This window comes from Xanthomonas sp. NCPPB 3218, from assembly GCF_056725185.1.
The window spans coordinates 212,909-231,080 of record NZ_CM161516.1 but is presented as its reverse complement, the minus strand read 5'-3'; the positions used below and the strand labels follow the sequence as shown (position 1 = coordinate 231,080).

Sequence of the window (18,172 nt, the reverse complement as noted above, 5' to 3'; positions counted from 1 at the left end):
GCGACGGCTGTGCATCCGCATGCAACGGGCGCGTGAAGGGCGACTGTTACACTTTGCACCGCCGTTTTGGAATCCGTCGGGCGGGTCATTGGTTTCAGATGACACGCATCGGGTCCCAGCCACCCTTTCCGGGCACGCCATGACCAGTACTGCTGCACTCTCTTCTCCCGACTCTGCCAACACGCCGGAGCTCGGCCAGGTGGATGCGGATTACACGCTGGAGCACAAGTACACGCGTGCCGACGGGCGCATCTACCTGTCCGGCGTGCAGGCGCTGGTGCGGCTGCCGTTGATGCAACGCCTGCGCGATGACGCCGCCGGCCTTGCGACTGCCGGCTTCATCAGCGGCTATCGCGGCAGCCCGCTGGGCGGTTTCGACCTGGAGCTGTGGCGTGCGCGCAAGCATCTGGACGCGGCCAGGGTGACCTTCACCCCCGGCCTCAACGAAGACCTGGCCGCCACCATGGTCTGGGGCACCCAACAGACCAACCTGTTCCCCGGTGCCAAGGTGCAGGGCGTCTACGGCATGTGGTACGGCAAGGGCCCGGGCGTGGACCGCAGCGGCGATGTGTTCAAGCACGGCAACGCCGCCGGCACCTCGCCGTATGGCGGCGTGCTGGCACTGGCCGCCGACGACCATGCCTGCCGCAGCTCCACCCTGCCGCACGGCTCGGAAGAGGAATTCGTCAGCGCGATGATGCCGATCCTCAACCCGGCCGGGGTGCAGGACATCCTGGACATGGGCCTGCTCGGCTGGGCGATGAGCCGCTATACCGGGCGCTGGGTCGGCTTCAAGACCATTGCCGAGACGGTGGAGTCGTCTGCCTCGGTGGATGTGGATCCGTTCGCCCGCAGCATCGTGTTGCCGGAGGACTTTGCGCTACCGGCGGGCGGCCTGAGCATCCGCTGGCCGGACCCGCCGGTGGACCAGGAAATGCGCCTGCACCGCTATGCGATCGCTGCCGCACAGGCCTTTGCACGCGCCAACCAGATCGACAAGCTGGTGCTGGATTCGCCGCATGCGCGGCTGGGCATCGTCACCACCGGCAAGAGCTATCTGGACGTGCTGCAGGCGCTGGAATACCTGGGCCTGGATGCGCAGGCCTGCGCGCAGATCGGCATCCGCGTGTACAAGGTCGGCATGACCTGGCCACTGGAGCCGGTGGGCATCAGCGCGTTCGCGCGCGGGCTCGACGACATCGTGGTGGTGGAAGAGAAAAAGGCCTTCATCGAGCGCCAGATGAAGGAGCTGTTCTACAACTGGCCGGCCAGCGCCGGTGCGCGGCCGAGCATCGTCGGCAAGTACGACGAGCAGGGCGAATGGATCCTGCCGTCCACCGGCGAGTTGACCCCCGCCACGATCGCCGCAGTGATCGGCAAGCGCATCCAGCGCTTTGCACTGCCGTCCAGCGCGATGACCGAGTCGATCGAACAGCGGCTGCGCTGGATGGACAGCAAGGAGGCCGAAATGGCCTTGCCGCGCGCGCTGTTCCCGCGCGTGCCGCATTACTGCTCCGGCTGCCCGCACAACACCTCCACCGCGGTGCCGGAAGGCTCGCGTGCGCTGGGCGGCATCGGTTGCCATTACATGGTGACCTGGATGAACCGCTCCACCGACACCTTCACCCATATGGGCGGCGAAGGCGTGACCTGGTCGGGGCAGGCGCCGTTCACCGAAACGCCGCACGTGTTCCAGAACCTGGGCGACGGCACCTATTTCCACAGCGGCTCGCTGGCGATCCGGCAGTCGGTCGCCAGCGGCGTCAACATCACCTACAAGATCCTCTACAACGATGCGGTGGCGATGACAGGCGGCCAGCCGGTGGACGGCACGCTCACCGTGCCGGACATCGCGCAGCAGCTGCGCGCCGAAGGCATCCACACCATCGCGGTGGTCAGCGACGACATCGGCAAATGGACGCGCCGGCGCGATCGCTTCCCCAGCGAGGTGGCGTTCCACGATCGCAGCGAACTGGATGCGGTGCAGCAGCAGTTGCGCACGGTCAAGGGCGTGTCGATCCTGATCTACGACCAGACCTGCGCCACCGAAAAGCGCCGCCGCCGCAAGCGCGGCAAGTTGGTCGACCCGCCCAAGCGCGTCATGATCAATTCGCTGGTGTGCGAAGGCTGCGGCGATTGCGGCGAAAAGAGTTTCTGCGTGTCGGTACTGCCCAAGGAGACCGAGTTCGGCCGCAAGCGGCAGATCGACCAATCCAATTGCAACAAGGATTATTCCTGCGTGTCGGGCTTTTGCCCGAGCTTTGTCACCGTGCATGGCGGTGCGCCGCGCAAGGGCAAACAGCGCGATGCCAGCGCCTTGCTGGGCAACCTGCCCGCGCCGCCGCAACGCACCACGCTGCAACAGCCCTGGAACATCCTCATCACCGGCGTCGGCGGTACCGGCGTGGTGACCATCGGCGCATTGCTCGGCATGGCCGGGCACCTGGAAGGCAAGGGCGCCACGGTGCTGGACCAGACCGGCCTGGCGCAGAAGGGTGGCGCGGTGACCACGCATATCCGCATCGCACGCCGGCCGGCCGATATCCACGCAGTGCGCATCGCGGCCGGCGAAGCGGATCTGGTGCTGGGCTGCGACATGGTGGTGGTCAACGATTACTGGGCCTTGTCCAAGGTGCGCGACGGCCGCACCCAGGTGGTGCTCAACACCTACGAAGCGATGCCGGGCAACTTCACCACCCAGCCGGATCTGCAGTTCCCCGCCGCCGAGATCATTGCCGGCGTGCGCACCGCATTGGGCGGCCAGGAGCCGCTGTTGCTGGATGCCACGCAACTGGCCACCGCGCTGCTGGGCGATGCGATCGCCAGCAACCTGTTCGTGCTCGGCTATGCCTGGCAACACGGGCTGGTGCCGTTGTCGCACGCCGCGCTGATGCGCGCCATCGAGCTCAATGGCGCGGCGGTGGCGATGAACCAGCAGGCGTTTGCGTGGGGGCGCCTGGCCGCGATCGACCTGCCGGCGGTACAGCAGGCTGCCGGGTTGGGCAAGGGTGGCGAGCGTGCGCATGCACAGGGCGATACGCCGCCAGCGCGCGCACCGGGCAGCTGGGAAGAACACGATCTTGGCGGGCAGACCGCACCGCATGCGCTGGCGCAGAGCGACGGCAACACGCTGCATGGCGATGTCGATGCGCCCACGCATCCGCTCGACGACGAGCAGCTGGCGCAGTCGCTGGACGAAGCCATCGCGCGGCGCGTGGCGTTTCTGACCGACTACCAGGATGCAGCCTACGCACAGCGCTATCGCAGCCTGGTCGAGCGCGTGCGCACGCACGAGGCGCAACAGGCGCCCGGCAGCAGCGCGTTGAGCGAGGCAGTGGCGCGTTACTTCTTCAAGCTGATGGCCTACAAGGACGAATACGAAGTGGCGCGGCTGTATACGCGTGGCGACTTCCAGCGCCGGCTGCAGCAGCAGTTCGAAGGCGACTACACGCTGCGCTTCCACCTGGCACCACCGCTGCTGGCAAGGAAGGATGCGCAAGGCCACGCGATCAAGCGCGAATACGGGCCGTGGATGTTCACTGCCTTCAAGCTGCTGGCGCGGCTGAAGTTCCTGCGCGGCGGCAAGCTGGATGTGTTCGGCTACAGCGCCGAACGGCGTGGCGAGCGTCAGCTGATTGCCGATTACGTGGCAACAGTGGACACGCTGCTGCAACGGCTGGATGCCGACAACGTCGGCCTGGCCGCGCAGATCGCCAGCATTCCCGAACATATCCGCGGCTACGGGCATATCAAGCACGCGCATCTGGAAGAAGCCAAGGCACGCGAAGCGGCGCTGCTGGTGCAGTGGCGCAATCCCAAGGCCTTGCATGTGGTGCAGGCGGCGTAGGTCTGCGGATCGGCGTTGCAGCGTTAAAGCGTTGCGCGCCGATGATGGGGCGTTGCCGGTAGTGCGGCAGTGACGGGCTGGTGGGTCGTGGCACAGACGCCGCGCAACGGCCGCTGCTGCGGCGACTGATCACGTTTGCCGCATGACGGCGGTCAGTGCCGGCTGGGGCGATAGGCTGCCGGCGTTACGATCGGCCAGCCAAGGCGCTCCTGCCGCGCACGCGAGCGGTGCTGCACACGCAGCGCCCCACCCGTCATTCGAAATGCAGACCGCGTTTCAGGCGGACCGGCCCACGCACAGTTCGCACATCGACCACGTCACCACGTTGGCTGATCTGCACCACGTCGCTGCCGGCCAGATCGGCAGCAACGCTGCGGATCTGCGGCATCAGCGCGCGCCAGCGCGCTTCGTCGCCGCTGAGTGCGCGCGCGACCTCGGACGGGCAAATCGATTGCTCCGGCCGCCGGCGCGCCAGCAGCGCGCGGATGGTCGCGACGATCTGCGCATCGTCGATCCGTTGCACGCCAGAGGCCAGAACTCAGAGCGGGCGCAACACGCGCAGGCCGAACCAGTCCTTGGCATCGTTCCAGCCGTGGGTGACCTTCAGCCCCGCAGCGGCGGCAAGTTCGGCAAAGCGCGCGTCGGTGTACTTGTAGCTGTATTCGACCTGCATCGCCTCGCCTTCGGCAAATTCGAATGCCTTGCCGCCCACCTGCACGCGCTGGGCGCGCTGGCTGATCAGGAAGGTCTCGATGCGGCCGCGTTCGCGCGCATACACCGCGTGGTGGCGGAAGCCGTCCAGATCGAAGTCGCTACCGATCTCGCGGTTGAGCCGCGCCAGCAGATTCAGGGTGAACTCGGCAGTGACGCCGGCCGCATCGTTGTAGGCGGCCTCGATCAGTCCGGCATCCTTGTCCAGATCGATGCCGATCAGGGCGCACCCGTCGCTGCCCATGGTCTGGCGCATCGCATCGAGCAACTCGACGGCGGCATCATCGGTGAAATTGCCCAACGTCGAACCGGGGAAGAACACCAGATGCCGGCGCGCCGGGCGCTGCGCCTGCGGCAGCTGCAGCGGCTTGGTGAAGTCGGTGCATACCGGCAGCATCTGGATCTGCGGGAACTGCTGCGCCAGCCGCGCGGTGCTCTCAAGCAAGGCCGTGCGCGAGATTTCCAGCGGCGTGTAGGCCACCACATCGCGCAGGCCCTGCAGCAGCAATTCGGTCTTGCGCCCGCTGCCGCTGCCGTATTCGACCACGTGCACGCCAGCGCCGATCGCCTGCGCGATCGAGGTCATGCTGGCCTCCAGCAAGGCCAGTTCGGTGCCGGTGAGGTAGTACTCCGGCTGCCGGGTGATCGCCTCGAACAACTGCGAGCCGTGCGCATCGTAGAAATACTTCGACGGCAGCGTCTTGGGCGTTTGCGACAGCCCGGCCAGCGCGTCGGCGGTGATGTCATCCGGTTGCGGGCGCAGGTCGGTCAGCGCGGCGTGCGCGCGTTGCATGGCATGGGCGGCGGCGTTCAAGGCAGATCCTTGGCAAGGCGCACGCCGGCAAACTGCCAACGCGCATCGGAGGGAAAAAAGTTGCGGTAACTGGCGCGGACGTGGCTGGCCGGCGTGGCACAGCTGCCGCCGCGCAGCACCCATTGCGCATTCATGAATTTGCCGTTGTATTCGCCCAGCGACCCGGGCCACGGCGCAAAGCCGGGATACGGCAGGTAGGCGCTGCCGGTCCATTCCCAGACATCGCCGAACAACTGCTGCAGGCCGGTATCCACCGCGTCGGCGCCGCGCGGATGCAAGGCGTCGCTATCGACGAAATTGCCCTGCACCGGCACACCGGTGGCGGCCTGTTCCCACTCGGCTTCGGTGGGCAGGCGTGCGCCGGCCCAGCGCGCGAACGCATCGGCTTCGAACAGGCTCAGATGGCATACCGGCGCATGCGCGTCGCGCGGGCGCCAGCCATCCAGGGTGAACTCGCGTCCGTCCGCGTCCCAATACAGCGGGTGCTGCCAGCCTTGCGCCTGCACCATCGCCCAGCCATCGCTGAGCCAGGCACCGGCACTGCGGTAGCCACCGGCGTCGATGAACTGCTGGAACTCGGCGTTGCTGACCACCCGATGCGCCAACGCATGCGCACCGACCAGCACGCGATGACGCGGCGACTCGTTGTCGTAGGCGAAGGTGTCGGCCTGCGGCCATGCCGCTGCGCCGATCTCCACGATCTGTTCGTCGCGTGCCTGCCAGCGCAGCGTGCTGGCGACGGCCGCAGGCGGTGCCGGCGCATCGCGGTACGCCGGCTGCAGCGGATTGCTCCACAGCGCGTGCTTGATATCGGTCAACAGCAATTCCTGGTGCTGCTGCTCGTGCTGGATGCCGAGCTGCACAATGGTGCAAGCCTGCGCGTCCAACACCCCGTCACGCAGGCGCTGCTGCATCTGCGCATCGACTGCGGCCCGGTAGTCGCGCACCTGCTGCAACGACGGCCGCGACAACACTCCGCGACGCGCGCGCGCGTGCATCGGGCCCACGCTCTGGTAGTAGCTGTTGAACAGGAAATCCCAGGCCGGGTCGAACACACGGTAGGCCGGATCGGCCTGCAGCACGAAGCGTTCGAAAAACCAGGTGGTGTGCGCCAGATGCCATTTGCTGGGGCTGGCGTCGGGCATGCTCTGCACCATCGCGTCTTCAGCGCTCAGGGGTGCGGCGAGGCGATCGCTCAGCGCGCGGGTCTGCGCGTAGCGTTCCAGCAGCGTCAGCTGCTGTTGCTGGTGGTGGCCCAGCAGAGATGAGAGTGCAGACATCGCCATATGCTTGAGGAGCGCCTGTGAACGCGCCGTGTCGGCAGCGTGGCAGCCAGCGGTAAGCTGTCGCCATGCCTTCTTTTTCCCTGTCCAGCCTGCTCCCCGCGCCCGTCGAATGGGAACGCCGCCAGCAGGCATTTGCGTTACCTGCCGACATCACCTATCTGGATGCCGCCTCGCGCGGCCCGCTGCTGCGCGCGGTGCAAGCGGTCGCGCATCAGGCGGTGGATGCGCTGGCCACCCCGTGGCAGCTGTCGTTCGATGCCTGGCTGCAGGACATCGAGCGTTTGCGCACGCTCGCTGCAGGCCTGTTCGACGTCGATGCCGACGGCGTGGCGATGCTGCCCTCGGCCGCGCACGGCCTGGCGACTGCCGCACGCAACCTGCCGCTGCAACGTGGCGAGGCGGTGCTGCTGCTGGAAGGCCAGTTCCCCTCGAACCTGCTGATCTGGCAACGCCGCTGTGCCGAGATGGGCGCGCACATCGTGGCGGTGTCCACGGCCAGTGGCGATGCCTTGACCGCGGCGGTGCTGCAGGCCATCGCCCAGACACCGGCCTTGCGCATCGTGACGTTGCCGCATGCGTACTGGCTGGATGGACGACAGCTCGATCTGGACCGCATCAGCGCCGCGGTGCACGCACGCGGTGCGGCGCTGGTGCTGGATCTGAGCCAGAGCCTGGGCGTGCTGCCGACCGACCTGCCGCGCTGGCGGCCGGACTTCGTGGTCAGCGTCGGCCACAAATGGCTGCTGGGGCCGATGGGGCTGGCCTGGCTGTGGGTGGCCCCGCAATGGCGGGCGCACGGGGTGCCGATCGAGGAACACTGGATCGGCCGCGATGCCGGCAGCAGCTGGGAATTTCCGGTCGCCCAGGCGCCGTCCTATCGCAGCGGTGCGCGCCGGTTCGATGCCGGCGGCGTTGCCGATCCAATGAGGATCGCGATGGCGACGGTGGCCTTGCAGCAGGTAGCTGCCTGGCAACCGGCGCGCATCGCGCAGGCGCTGGGCGCGCTCACCGCGCGCTGGGATGCGGCGCTGCAGGCACGCGGTCTGGGCAGTTGGTGCGCGCCCGCCCACGCGGCGCATCTGACCGCGTTGCAGCCGCCAGCCAATCAGCTGGATGCGGTGGCGACGGCGTTCGGCGCGCGCGGGGCGATCTGCACGCGCCGACACGGACGTCTACGTATCGCACCGCACCTCAATGTCACCGAGGATGCGCTCTCAGCCCTGATCGCAGCGCTGCCAGCCGCGTAACCGTCGGGCTCAGCCGCGCTGGCGGATGCGCAGTCCACGCGGGGTGACCCAGCGCTCCAGACCTTCGAACACCGCCTGCACGATCAATGCGAGCACCGCCGCAGGAATCGCGCCTTCCAGGATCAGGCCTATATCGTCCAGGCGGATGCCGGTGAGGATCGGCTGGCCGTAGCCGCCTGCGCCGATCAACGCGCCCAGTGTGGCGGTGCCCACGTTGATCACCGCCGCGGTCTGGATGCCGGCCACGATGGTGCGACGCGCCAGCGGCAGTTCCACCCGCCACAGGCGCGTCCATGCCGGCAGCCCGATCGCCTCGGCGGTCTGGCGCAACTCGCGCGGGATCGAGGTCAGCCCGGCATGTGTGTTGCGCACGATCGGCAGCAGGCTGTAGAGAAACAACGCGGCAATCGCCGGTTTGGCGCCGATGCCGAACAACGGAATCATGAAGACGAACACCGCCAGCGACGGCAAGGTCTGCAGCACGCCGGTCAACGACAGCACCACCTGCCCGAGCCGCGGCCGCCGGGCCGCCAGCACGCCCAGCGGCAACGCGATCAGCAAGGCAAAGCCCAACGAGATGCCGACCAGGGCCAGATGCTCGCGCGTATGCCGCAGCAGACGCGCCACACGCGAGTCGGCTGCCGATGCCGGCGCAACGCCCAGCCACTGCGCAGCCACCGCCGCCTCGGACTGACGCTCCAGCTTCACCTGTGCGTTGAGCCGCTGCATGGTCGCCTCGTCGATGCGCCCCTGCAGCCCCTGCAATGCCATGAGCATCGCCGGTGAGCGCTGCGCCAGGTCCTTGCGATACAGGAACACTGCCTGGTAATCGGGAAAGTAATGGCGGTCGTCGCGCAGCACCTGCAGCCGGTAATACGGAATTTCCGCATCGGTGCTGTACAGATCGGTGACCTCGATCGCCCCGCTCTGCAGCGCGCGATAGGCCAGATCGTGATCCAGCCCGGTCGCGGTCTGCGGCAGTGCATAGGCGGCGCGCACGCCCGGCCAGCCATCGGCGCGCTGCATGAATTCGTTGCTCAGCCCGATCTTGAGCGATGGATGCCGTGCCAGATCCGACATCGATGCGATGCCAAGCGCCTGCGCGCGCTCGACGCGCATGCCGAAGGCATAGGTGTTCTGGAAGCCGAGCGAGTCGGTCATCGCCAGCCCGCGCGCATCCAGTGCGGCACGCAGTTCGGCCTGGCTGGCCTTGGGCAGCTGCAGCAGTTCCTGCGCCAGCGTGCCGGTGTATTCGGCGTACGCATCGATCTGCCCGGTCTCCAGCGCGCGCCACAGGATGCGCGTGCCACCGAGCTGCGCGCGGTGTTGCACGTCCACGCCGTCGCGCTGCCCGGCGGCGGTGGCGATCTCGCCCAACAGCACGGCCTCGGTGAAGTTTTTCGAGCCGATCGTCACCTGCGCAGCCTGCGCACCGACGCTTGCGATCAGCAGGGCAACGGCCAGCAGCACGCGCGCGATCATGCGGCGTCGCCGATGCTGCGCTGCGCAGTGAGAAAGCGCTGCACGAACGAATCGGCCGGCTGTTCCAGCAAACTGCGTGCACTGCCCTGCTGCACCACCTGGCCGGCCCGCATCAGCACCAGGGTGTCGGCCAGGTAGGCGGCTTCGGCAACGTCGTGCGTCACCAGCACCACGGTCTTGCCGAGCTGGGCGAACAGCGCGCGCATCTGCGCCTGCAGGTCGTAACGCACGATCGGGTCGAGCGCGCCCAGTGGCTCGTCCAGCAGCAGGGCCGGTGGATCCAGCATCAGCGCACGGATCAAGCCCACGCGCTGGCGTTGACCGCCAGACAGTTCGGCCGGATAACGCGCCAGCAACTCCGGCGGCAACTGGCAGAGCGCGCACAGGGTCTGCAGGCGTTGGTCGATACGCTGCCGCGTCCAGCCCAGCGTCTGCGCCAGCAACACCACGTTGCTGCGTGCATCCAGATGCGGGAACAGCCCGCCCTCTTGAATCACATAGCCGATGCGCTGGCGCTGCGCCTGCAGGCCGGCGCGTTGCAGCGGCGCGCCATCGAAGGCGACCGTGCCGCTGTCCGGCCACTCCAGCCCCACCAGCATCCGCAGCACGGTGGACTTGCCAGCGCCGCTGGGGCCGATCAAGGCGGTGGTGATGCCGCTGGCGAACGGCAGGGAGACGGAGTCGAGGGCAATGGCCTGGCCGTAGCGCCGGCTGACCTGGTCGAGAGTGAACATGCGCTCGAGCTTGCCGAACGCAGCGTCAGACGCGCGCGAAGGTACGCATCAGCGCGGCGGCGCCAGCAACTCGCGCGCGCTCAGGTAGCCGTCGCCGTTGGCATCCTGCCGCGCGAAGCGCTCGATCAGCGTGGCACGATGCGCGGCACGGGTAATCGGCTTGCCGCGTCGGCCAGGCAGCTCGTCGCCCTGCAGCACGCCGTCATGGTCCAGGTCGCGCTGCTCGAAGGCATAGCTCATCCAGGCCAGATATTCATCGCGGCTGACCCGGCCATCGCCATCGGTATCCATGCGTTGCAGATACTGCTGGCTGTCCTGCACCTGGGCGTGCGCCTGCGCGAACACAGCCGGCCCGCACACACAACATGCCAGCAGCAGGCCGCGCGCGATCAAGCCATACGATCCACGCACACGCACAGCAGCACGCGTGCCCCGACGATTACGACCCACTCAGCGCATAACCCTTCAGCCGCGCCGCATAGGCCTGCAAGGCGGCATTGCCGCTGGCTTCGGCTTCGTGACACCACTGCTGCAGGTGCTTGAGCCGTTCGGACGCATCGTGGCTGCGCGCCTCCAGCACCGCAGTCAGGCGTGCGCGGTACTCGACCAGCGTGCGCATGCGCGGGCGCTCGGCCACCCAGTGCTGCAGTTGCGCGCGCGCATCGGGCTTGAGCCACCGCCCGTCGTCGACCAGGCCCTTGCGCAGCCGCCGCGGCAACAGCTGCCGCAACTTGGCGCCGGTGGCCGCGGCCTCTTCGCGCAGCGCCGGGGTGAACACATTGCGCTGGTAATCGGTCATCGCCTGGAAGCGATGCGAGAGCAGGGCCTTGAGCGTGTCGGCATCGGGCACGGCGATGTTGGGGCGGATGTCCAGCGACGGCGCCACCCGCAGCACCTTGGCCAGGCCGATGGCCTGCAGCCCGCGGATGGCGACCCAGCCGATATCCAGCTCCCAGCGCCGCATCGAAAACCGCGCCGAGCTCGGGAACGCATGGTGGTTGTTGTGCAGTTCTTCGCCACCGATCCACAGCGCCCACGGCGTCAGGTTGGTGGAGGTGTCGGCCGACTCGAAATTGCGATAGCCCCACCAGTGGCCCAGGCCGTTGACCACGCCGGCGGCCCAGAACGGAATCCACGCCATCTGGATCGCCCACAGCGCGATGCCGGGCAAACCGAACAGCACCGCGTTGATCACCAGCAACGCGATCGGGCCGGCATTGGCATGCGGGGTGTACAGATGCCGCTCGATCCAGTCGGTGGGCGCGCCCTTGCCGTATTGCTCGATGTCGGCACGCTGCGCACGCGCTTCGCGGTACAGCTCCACGCCACGCCAGAACACCTGGCTGATGCCCTTGGTCTGCGGGCTGTGCGGGTCTTCCTCGGTCTCGACCTTGGCGTGATGCTTGCGATGGATTGCCACCCATTCGCGGGTGATCATCGAGGTGGTCAGCCAGGTCCAGAAGCGGAAGAAGTGCGCCACCACCGGATGGAAGTCCACACCGCGATGGGCCTGGCTGCGATGCAGGTACAAGGTCACCGCGAAGATGGTGAGCTGGGTGAACACCAGCAGCACCGCCAGCATGCCCCATACGCCCAGCCCGGCCACGCCGGAAGTCAGAAGGTCGATGATCGGGTCGGACAACATCGGCATTTCCACAGCGGCGCCATCGGGTTGGGTCGATGGAGACATGATGGGGGCGATGGCGGCAAACTTCACCCTCCGGATGCGTAGGGTGCGCCCTACATTTCTAAAGCGGTTCACACGCTCCCCTTCCCCACTGCGCCTGATGTCACCCGTATGACGGTTACTGCCGAGATGTCCACCGATCCTGCTGCTGTTGCCAACGCCATCCCGTTGATCGAGCTCGACCAGGCCAGCGTGATGCGCGGCCAGGTGCGCGTGCTGCATGCGCTCAGCCTGCGCATCGCGCTGGGGCAGCACACCGCCATCCTCGGCCCCAACGGCTGCGGCAAGTCCTCTTTCATCAAGCTGATCACCCGCGAGCTGTATCCGCTGGTGCGCGCCGACGGCCAGGCCGCGGTGAAAGTGCTCGGGCAGGTGCGCTGGCAGGTGGATCGCCTGCGCTCGCAGCTGGGCATCGTCACCGGCGACCTCAGCGTCAACCTGGCCGACATGCCGGGGCTGGATGTGGAAAGCGCGGTGCTGTCCGGTTTCTTCGCCAGCTATGTGGTGCCACCGCATCGCGAGATCAGCGACGACATGCGCGCGCGGGCACGGGAGGCCTTGGCCCTGGCGCGCGCGCTGCCGTTGCTGGACCGGCAATTTGCCGAACTGTCGGCCGGCGAAACCCGCCGCGTGCTGATCGCGCGCGCATTGGTCAACCGCCCGCAGGCGCTGCTGCTGGACGAGCCGTCCACCGGCCTGGACCTGGTGGCGCGACAGCACCTGCTCGACACCATGCGTCACCTGGCCCGGCAAGGCATCACGCTGATCCTGGTGACCCATCACATCGAGGAAATCGTGCCGGAGATCGCGCGGGTGATCCTGCTGCGTGCCGGCACCGTCGTGGCCGATGGTCCGCGCGATGCGCTGCTCACCGACGCCAGCCTGTCGGACGTGTTCGGTGGCCCGGTGCGGGTGCAGCGCGACGGCGAGCGCTATTGGGCGACGGTGGGCGAGTAAGCGCCATCCGCCCCACCGCGCACGCAGCCCGGAGTCTTGCGCAAGCTGCGCGACGACAGCCGGCAGCCACGCGCTCCTTACAGCCCACAACCGCGCCCGACCGCACCTTCCGGGCATGACCTTGGACACGGGACGCCGTCACCGCGGCTGCGCTTAGACTCGGCGCACGCACAGACAGGAGTCGTCCCGATGGCCCAGTGGTATTTCCATGTTCCCGGACAGGCCGATCGCATCGGCCCGCTCGACGATGCCAGCGCCCGCGCGCATGCCCAGCGCCAGCCCGACGCGCTGGCCTGGCGCGACGGACTCGATGACTGGACGCCGGCCCGCCAGCTGGCCGAGCTGCAGGGCGGCAGCGGCCTGCCGCCGCCGCTGACCGGCGCGGCCGGGCGCGCCGACGAGATCGACTACCGCATCGTCGGCAACGACATGCAGTTCGTCGAGGTCGAGCTGGACCCGGGCGAAAGCGCCATCGCCGAGGCCGGCGCGCTGATGTACAAGGACGCCGCGGTGCAGATGGACACCGTGTTCGGCGACGGCTCGCATGCCGGCCAGAGCGGCGGCGGCGGGCTGATGGGCAAGCTGCTGTCGGCCGGCAAACGCGTGGTCACCGGCGAGAGCATGTTCACCACCGTGTTCACCCATGCCGGCAGCGGCAAGGCCAGGGTCGCATTCGCCGCGCCCTATCCGGGCACGGTGCTGGCGCTGCGCCTGTCCGAGCATGGCGGGCAACTGATCTGCCAGAAGGACAGCTTCCTGGCCGGCGCGCGCGGCGTGTCGCTGGGGATCGCGTTTCAACGCAAGATCCTCACCGGCCTGTTCGGCGGCGAGGGCTTCATCATGCAGAAGCTCGAAGGCGATGGCTGGGTCTTCGTGCATGCCGGGGGCACCGTGGTGGAACGCGAACTCGGCCCCGGCGAACGCATCGATGTGGACACCGGCTGCGTGGTCGCCTACCACGCGGGCGTAGACATGGACGTGCGCCGCGTCGCCGGGCTGAAGAGCATGTTCTTCGGCGGCGAAGGCGTGTTCCTGGCCACCCTCACCGGCCCCGGCAAGGTGTGGCTGCAATCGCTGCCGTTCTCGCGCATGGCCGGCCGCATGCTGCAGGCCGCCCCGCAGGCCGGTGGACAGCAGCGCGGCGAAGGCTCGGTGCTGGGCGGCCTGGGAAGGTTGCTGGATGGCGACAACCGGTTTTGATTTGGTGATGCGGCAGGCGGGTGTGCGGACACCCTTCTCCTGCCGGGAGACGGTGGCGCGTCGCGCCGGATGAGGGGACCGGCGAAGCCTGCTGCGATCCCATGTGGCCTCGCTCCTTACCCTCACCCCCCGCTCCGCGCCCCCGGCCCGTGCAGGTGGCTGCGGTCATCGCCCGAATGAACGGCTCGCCCTTCTTGCCGGGACAAGGCAGTGCAATGCCTGCAAACGATGCCGTTCTGAACAATCTCCACGCACGCCAACCATCAGCGCCACCGTGACGGCACGCGTGTATTCTCCCTCGCCTTTCCCATCGACGTTTTCGCCATGACTGCGCTCCGCCGCCCACGCTCGCTTGCCCTGTTGTCCATGCTCGGTCTGCTCTCGGCCTGCGGTGGCGAGCCGCGCCCGGCAGCACCGCCGCCGGTGGTGCAGGCACCGTCTGCCGGCGCGGTCAAACCGGTGAAGATCGGCGTGGCGCTCGGTGGCGGCGCGGCCAAGGGCTTTGCGCATATCGGCGTGATCAAGATGCTCGAGGCCAATGGCTTTGCGCCGGTGGTGGTGTCGGGCACCAGCGCCGGCAGCGTGGTCGGGGCGCTGTATGCCAGCGGCATGGATGCGTTCCAGATGCAGGAAAAGGCCGTCGCGCTCGACCAGACCAGCATCCGCGATGTGCGGATCTTCTCCGGCGGCCTGGTGCAGGGCCAGAAGCTGCAGGACTACGTCAACGAACAGCTCGGCGGCAAGCCGATCGACAAGTTGCGCAAGCCGTTCGCGGCGGTCGCCACGCGGCTGGAAGACGGCGAACGCACCGTGTTCGTGCGCGGCAATGCCGGCCAGGCGGTGCGCGCATCCAGCAGCATTCCCGGCGTGTTCGAGCCGGTGACCATCGGCCAATACCACTATGTGGACGGCGGCGTGGTCAGCCCGGTGCCGGTGGATGCCGCGCGCCAGCTCGGTGCGGAATTCGTGGTGGCGGTGGATATCTCCAGCAAGGCCAGCGGCAAGAATCCCGGCGATCTGCTCGGCACCGTCAACCAGTCGATCTCGATCATGGGCCAGCGCCTGGGCGAGGCCGAACTCAAGCGTGCCGATGTGGTGATCCGCCCCAAGGTCAACGACATCGGCTCGGCCGATTTCAACCAACGTGGCGCGGCCATCCTGGAAGGCGAGCGTGCGGCGATGGCGGCGATGCCGCAGATCCGCGCCAAGATCGCGCAGTTGCAGGCGCAGCGCAGCAGTGCCACCCGCACCGCCGCCGAGCAGGCTGCCGCCGCCAAGGCGGAAGCGTATCGGCGCTGCCTGCAAGAGCGCTCGCGCTGGCAGAAACTGCGCGGCAAGGACGAGGCCTGCGTGGCGCCGTGAGGCAAAGGCGGTGCGAGGCGATGTGCAGCTGATGCGCAGCTGATGCGGGTGCCGCGCGAGGTCATGCGGAGCTGAGCGGGCATGGGCGCATGTTTCGAGACGCGCGCGTTTTTTAAAGCCGATGCGTAGGGCGACTGCGTTGTTGATGCCTTGGGTTGATGCACCGAGGGTGTGCCGGACAAGGTCGCGGCCGGGGCGGCGGTTCTTTTCGGGTGCACTGAGATGTGCCGCGGAGGGGGGCGCGGCCTGGGCCGCTCCTACGACGGCGGGGCATTTTTTTCAGGTGCGCTGAGGCGGGATGGGGTCGCGGCCGGGTCCGCTCCTACGATGGCGGGGCGGTCTTTGGGTGTATTGGGTAACGTCGGCGCGGCCAGCACCGCTCCTGTAGGAGCGGCCCTGGCCGCGATGCCTTACCGGTAACGCATCCGCTTCATCGGCAACGCCTCAATAGCGCCAACGCAACGACAGGCTGACAAACCGCGGCTCGCCGTAGTTCTGGTAATCCAGGTTGGCCCAGTAGGTCTTGTCGAAGGCGTTGCGTACCGCCAGCGTGGCGGTCCATTGCTCGCTGATGAGGTAGTTGGCGTTGAAGTGCACCAGTGCATACGGGTTCTGCACCACGGTCACCGGCGTGGTGGCGCCGGTGCCGTCGCCGGTGGGGCGCTGGATATTGAAGCCGCGCACCGCGCTCTGCCAGCTGACGCCGCCGCCGATGCTCAGGCGCTCCCAGGCGCCGGGCAGGCGCAGCTGCGTGGACAGCTGCAGGTAATCCTCGGGCAGGTTGGCGTAGATCGCATCGGTGGGAGGGCGCGTCACCTTGACGTGGGTAAAGCCGGCATTGACGGTCCAGCCGGGCAGGAGTTCGCCGTTGAAATCCATTTCCCAGCCCCGGCTCTTGGTGCCGTTGATACCGATGTAGGCCGAATTGCCGTCCGGCAGCGAGGATTCCGGCTGGGTCATGTCGCGCACGGCGAAGTTGTCCTGCTTGGCCTCGAACACGGCGGCGGTGGCCATCGCACGGCCGTCGAACAACTGCGCCTTGATGCCGGCTTCCAGGTTGGAACCTTCCACCGGGGCGAGCAGGTTGTTGTCCTTGTCGCGGTAATTCTGCGGGTTGAAGATCTCGGTATAGCTGGCGTAGAGCGACACATCCGGCACGATGTCGTAGACCAGTCCCACATACGGGGTGACTTCGTCGCTCACCTCGTACCGGCCGCTGGTGCCGGTGTAGGCGCCGCTGGCATTGAAGGCCTGGGTGCGGGTTTCCCAGGAGCTCAGGCGTGCACCGGCGATCAGCGACAGCGGGTCGGCCAGACGCAACCGGGTGGAGGCATACACGCCGCGCTGCGTGGTGCGCGCTTCGCTGCGGCGGCCGGTCCGCGCATAGGTCACTTCGGAAATATCGCCATCCCAGTTGCGGATATTGGGGATGAAATAACAGCGCTCGGGCGGGCCAAAGTCGTTAGGGCAGCTCGCCCAGTCATCGGGATAGGTCTGCGCGACGCCGTAGGAGGTCGACTGCAGATCCTGCCAGCTGCCGCCGACCACCACATCGTGCTGGCGGCCGAACAACGAGAAACCGCCGGACAGGTACACGTCCACGCCATCGCGCGCGTCGCTGGTTTCGCCGGCGCCGGTGCGCAGAAAGATGCCGCTGCCATCGGCGGCCGGATAGCCGGTGCCGTAAACGCGCAGGCTCTGCACATCGCCCTTGGTATGCGCGTAGTTGACGCGCAGCAGCCAATCCTCGCCGAAGCGTTGTTCGAGGTTGGCGAAGGCGGTGCTGGTCTCGCGCTGCCAGCGGCTCCACTTGGCCGCCATGTTGGTCGAGCGCGGCAGGTTGGCCGGCGAACCGTCGGCGGCGAAGAACGGCACCGTGCCCCAGGTCGAGCCGACGGGGGTGTTGTCCTGGCGCTGATAGCCGACGGTGAGCGTGGTGCTGTCGGTCAGGTCGCCTTCCAGCACCGTCATGCCCGACATCTTGTTGTCGTGGTAACGGTCGTAGTAGTAATCGCGGTCCTGCCAGGCCGCGACCACGCGGCTGCGCCAGCGCCCGTCTTCGGTCAGCGGCGCATTGACGTCGGCCTGCATGCGGCGGAAATCCCAGGTGCCGGCACTGACTGCGAACGAGGCATCGAAGTCCTTGCCCGGGCGCTTGCGCAGCAGGTTGACCGTGGCCGAGGGAATGCCGGCGCCGGTGAGCAGGCCGTTGGCGCCGCGGATCACCTCGATGCGGTCGTAGAAGACCGTGTCGTATTCCTGGTTGGTCGCACCGCTGTAGGTAGGCAGGCCATCGACCTGGAAGTCGGTGATCTGGAAGCCGCGCGCGAAATACAGCGGGCGCTGGGTGTCGTAGAACGACACGTTGACGCCGGTGACGTTGCGCATCACATCGTCGATGCTGAACAGCGATTGCTCTTCCAGCCGCTGCAGCCCGATCACGCTCACCGACTGCGGCGTTTCCTGCAAGGTCAGCGGCAGGCGTGTGGTGGTGGCCGGCTGCGCGCGGCTCACCGCACCGTTGACGTTGACCTGGTCCAGCGTCTTGGCATCGCGTGCATCGGCGGCGGCATTGTCGGCACGGGCAGCGCTGGGCGTCAGCGCCAACGCGCATAGCAAGGCAGCGGACAACGTGGCCAGGGGGGCGGAAATCGCGGGCATTGGAGGGTTCTCGTCGATCGGTGCGGGACGCGCGGCGTCACCGGGCAAAAAACGCAGGCATGCGCGGCGCGTCCCACTCGGGCGACGAGCTGGCTGGCCCTGTCGGGCTGGCGGATCGACGAGAAGACATGCCGGGCGCAGCCGGATGTTACGCAAATGTAAATCGTTATCGTTTGAGAGGCAA

The 18,172-nt window shown here is 67.6% G+C and carries 13 protein-coding genes; 5 read left to right on the top strand and 8 right to left on the bottom strand.

The features are described from left to right. Positions 1-139: 139 nt before the first annotated feature. Positions 140-3,847, top strand: a complete 3,708-nt coding sequence (locus tag AC1PLS_RS00970; RefSeq protein ID WP_481104095.1) for an indolepyruvate ferredoxin oxidoreductase family protein — start codon at positions 140-142, stop codon at positions 3,845-3,847. A 253-nt stretch (positions 3,848-4,100) separates the two neighbouring features. Here the strand turns inward: AC1PLS_RS00970 and AC1PLS_RS00965 are convergent, their stop codons facing one another. Genes AC1PLS_RS00965 through egtB form a run of 3 tightly spaced genes read right to left on the bottom strand, consistent with a single transcriptional unit; the run spans position 4,101 to position 6,658 of the window. Continuing rightward, entirely contained in the window at positions 4,101-4,370 is a 270-nt protein-coding gene (locus tag AC1PLS_RS00965; protein WP_166771503.1) for a DUF3253 domain-containing protein, read from the bottom strand. 15 nt (positions 4,371-4,385) lie between these two features. Then, a complete protein-coding gene (egtD, locus tag AC1PLS_RS00960; RefSeq protein WP_104576570.1) occupies positions 4,386-5,372 on the bottom strand; it encodes an L-histidine N(alpha)-methyltransferase in 987 nt (328 codons plus the stop codon). Beyond that, positions 5,369-6,658: an ergothioneine biosynthesis protein EgtB gene (egtB, locus tag AC1PLS_RS00955; protein ID WP_164740847.1), complete on the bottom strand. Its 1,290-nt coding sequence runs from the start codon at positions 6,656-6,658 to the stop codon at positions 5,369-5,371. The genes egtD and egtB overlap by 4 nt, the downstream gene beginning before the upstream one ends. Before the next feature lie 65 nt (positions 6,659-6,723). Here egtB and AC1PLS_RS00950 point away from each other — a divergent pair, with 65 nt between their 5' ends. Further along, on the top strand, positions 6,724-7,905 hold the full coding sequence (locus AC1PLS_RS00950) for an aminotransferase class V-fold PLP-dependent enzyme (RefSeq protein WP_481104094.1): 1,182 nt from the start codon (positions 6,724-6,726) through the stop codon (positions 7,903-7,905). 9 nt (positions 7,906-7,914) lie between these two features. On the opposite strand, the gene AC1PLS_RS00945 is transcribed toward AC1PLS_RS00950, so the two are convergent. From AC1PLS_RS00945 to AC1PLS_RS00930, 4 genes are read right to left on the bottom strand one after another with little or no spacing between them, the layout of a single operon-like run. Next, positions 7,915-9,387 carry an ABC transporter permease/substrate-binding protein gene (locus tag AC1PLS_RS00945; protein ID WP_481104093.1) on the bottom strand — a complete coding sequence of 491 codons (1,473 nt, stop codon included), beginning with the start codon at positions 9,385-9,387 and terminating at the stop codon, positions 7,915-7,917. Continuing rightward, on the bottom strand, positions 9,384-10,121 hold the full coding sequence (locus AC1PLS_RS00940) for an ATP-binding cassette domain-containing protein (RefSeq protein WP_481104092.1): 738 nt from the start codon (positions 10,119-10,121) through the stop codon (positions 9,384-9,386). Before AC1PLS_RS00940 ends, AC1PLS_RS00945 begins: the two co-directional genes overlap by 4 nt. 48 nt (positions 10,122-10,169) lie before the next feature. Then, complete coding sequence (locus tag AC1PLS_RS00935) at positions 10,170-10,514, bottom strand: EF-hand domain-containing protein (RefSeq protein WP_080689449.1); 345 nt, start codon at positions 10,512-10,514, stop codon at positions 10,170-10,172. Positions 10,515-10,560: 46 nt separating this feature from the next. Beyond that, positions 10,561-11,766, bottom strand: a complete 1,206-nt coding sequence (locus AC1PLS_RS00930; RefSeq protein ID WP_016901218.1) for a DesA family fatty acid desaturase — start codon at positions 11,764-11,766, stop codon at positions 10,561-10,563. A gap of 153 nt (positions 11,767-11,919) precedes the next feature. On the opposite strand from AC1PLS_RS00930, the gene AC1PLS_RS00925 reads away from it, so the two are divergent. The 3 genes from AC1PLS_RS00925 to AC1PLS_RS00915 all read left to right on the top strand — a co-directional run bounded on the left by AC1PLS_RS00925 (position 11,920) and on the right by AC1PLS_RS00915 (position 15,327). Next, a complete protein-coding gene (locus AC1PLS_RS00925) occupies positions 11,920-12,765 on the top strand; it encodes an ABC transporter ATP-binding protein (protein ID WP_016901219.1) in 846 nt (281 codons plus the stop codon). A 189-nt stretch (positions 12,766-12,954) separates the two neighbouring features. Continuing rightward, positions 12,955-13,965 (top strand): TIGR00266 family protein, encoded by a 1,011-nt coding sequence (locus tag AC1PLS_RS00920; RefSeq protein WP_184432601.1) that lies wholly within the window; start codon positions 12,955-12,957, stop codon positions 13,963-13,965. 324 nt (positions 13,966-14,289) lie between these two features. After that, positions 14,290-15,327 carry a patatin-like phospholipase family protein gene (locus AC1PLS_RS00915; RefSeq protein WP_184432603.1) on the top strand — a complete coding sequence of 346 codons (1,038 nt, stop codon included), beginning with the start codon at positions 14,290-14,292 and terminating at the stop codon, positions 15,325-15,327. Positions 15,328-15,771: 444 nt separating this feature from the next. Here the strand turns inward: AC1PLS_RS00915 and AC1PLS_RS00910 are convergent, their stop codons facing one another. After that, positions 15,772-17,988: a TonB-dependent siderophore receptor gene (locus AC1PLS_RS00910; protein ID WP_184432605.1), complete on the bottom strand. Its 2,217-nt coding sequence runs from the start codon at positions 17,986-17,988 to the stop codon at positions 15,772-15,774. Positions 17,989-18,172: the final 184 nt, after the last annotated feature.

Coding starts and splice junctions, on each gene's coding strand:
- AC1PLS_RS00970 (WP_481104095.1), top strand. CDS start 140: ATGACCAGTACTGCTGCACTCTCTTCTCCCGACTCTGCCAACACGCCG.
- egtB (WP_164740847.1), bottom strand. CDS start 6,658: ATGGCGATGTCTGCACTCTCATCTCTGCTGGGCCACCACCAGCAACAG.
- AC1PLS_RS00950 (WP_481104094.1), top strand. CDS start 6,724: ATGCCTTCTTTTTCCCTGTCCAGCCTGCTCCCCGCGCCCGTCGAATGG.
- AC1PLS_RS00945 (WP_481104093.1), bottom strand. CDS start 9,387: ATGATCGCGCGCGTGCTGCTGGCCGTTGCCCTGCTGATCGCAAGCGTC.
- AC1PLS_RS00940 (WP_481104092.1), bottom strand. CDS start 10,121: ATGTTCACTCTCGACCAGGTCAGCCGGCGCTACGGCCAGGCCATTGCC.
- AC1PLS_RS00930 (WP_016901218.1), bottom strand. CDS start 11,766: ATGTTGTCCGACCCGATCATCGACCTTCTGACTTCCGGCGTGGCCGGG.
- AC1PLS_RS00925 (WP_016901219.1), top strand. CDS start 11,920: ATGACGGTTACTGCCGAGATGTCCACCGATCCTGCTGCTGTTGCCAAC.
- AC1PLS_RS00920 (WP_184432601.1), top strand. CDS start 12,955: ATGGCCCAGTGGTATTTCCATGTTCCCGGACAGGCCGATCGCATCGGC.
- AC1PLS_RS00915 (WP_184432603.1), top strand. CDS start 14,290: ATGACTGCGCTCCGCCGCCCACGCTCGCTTGCCCTGTTGTCCATGCTC.
- AC1PLS_RS00910 (WP_184432605.1), bottom strand. CDS start 17,988: ATGCCCGCGATTTCCGCCCCCCTGGCCACGTTGTCCGCTGCCTTGCTA.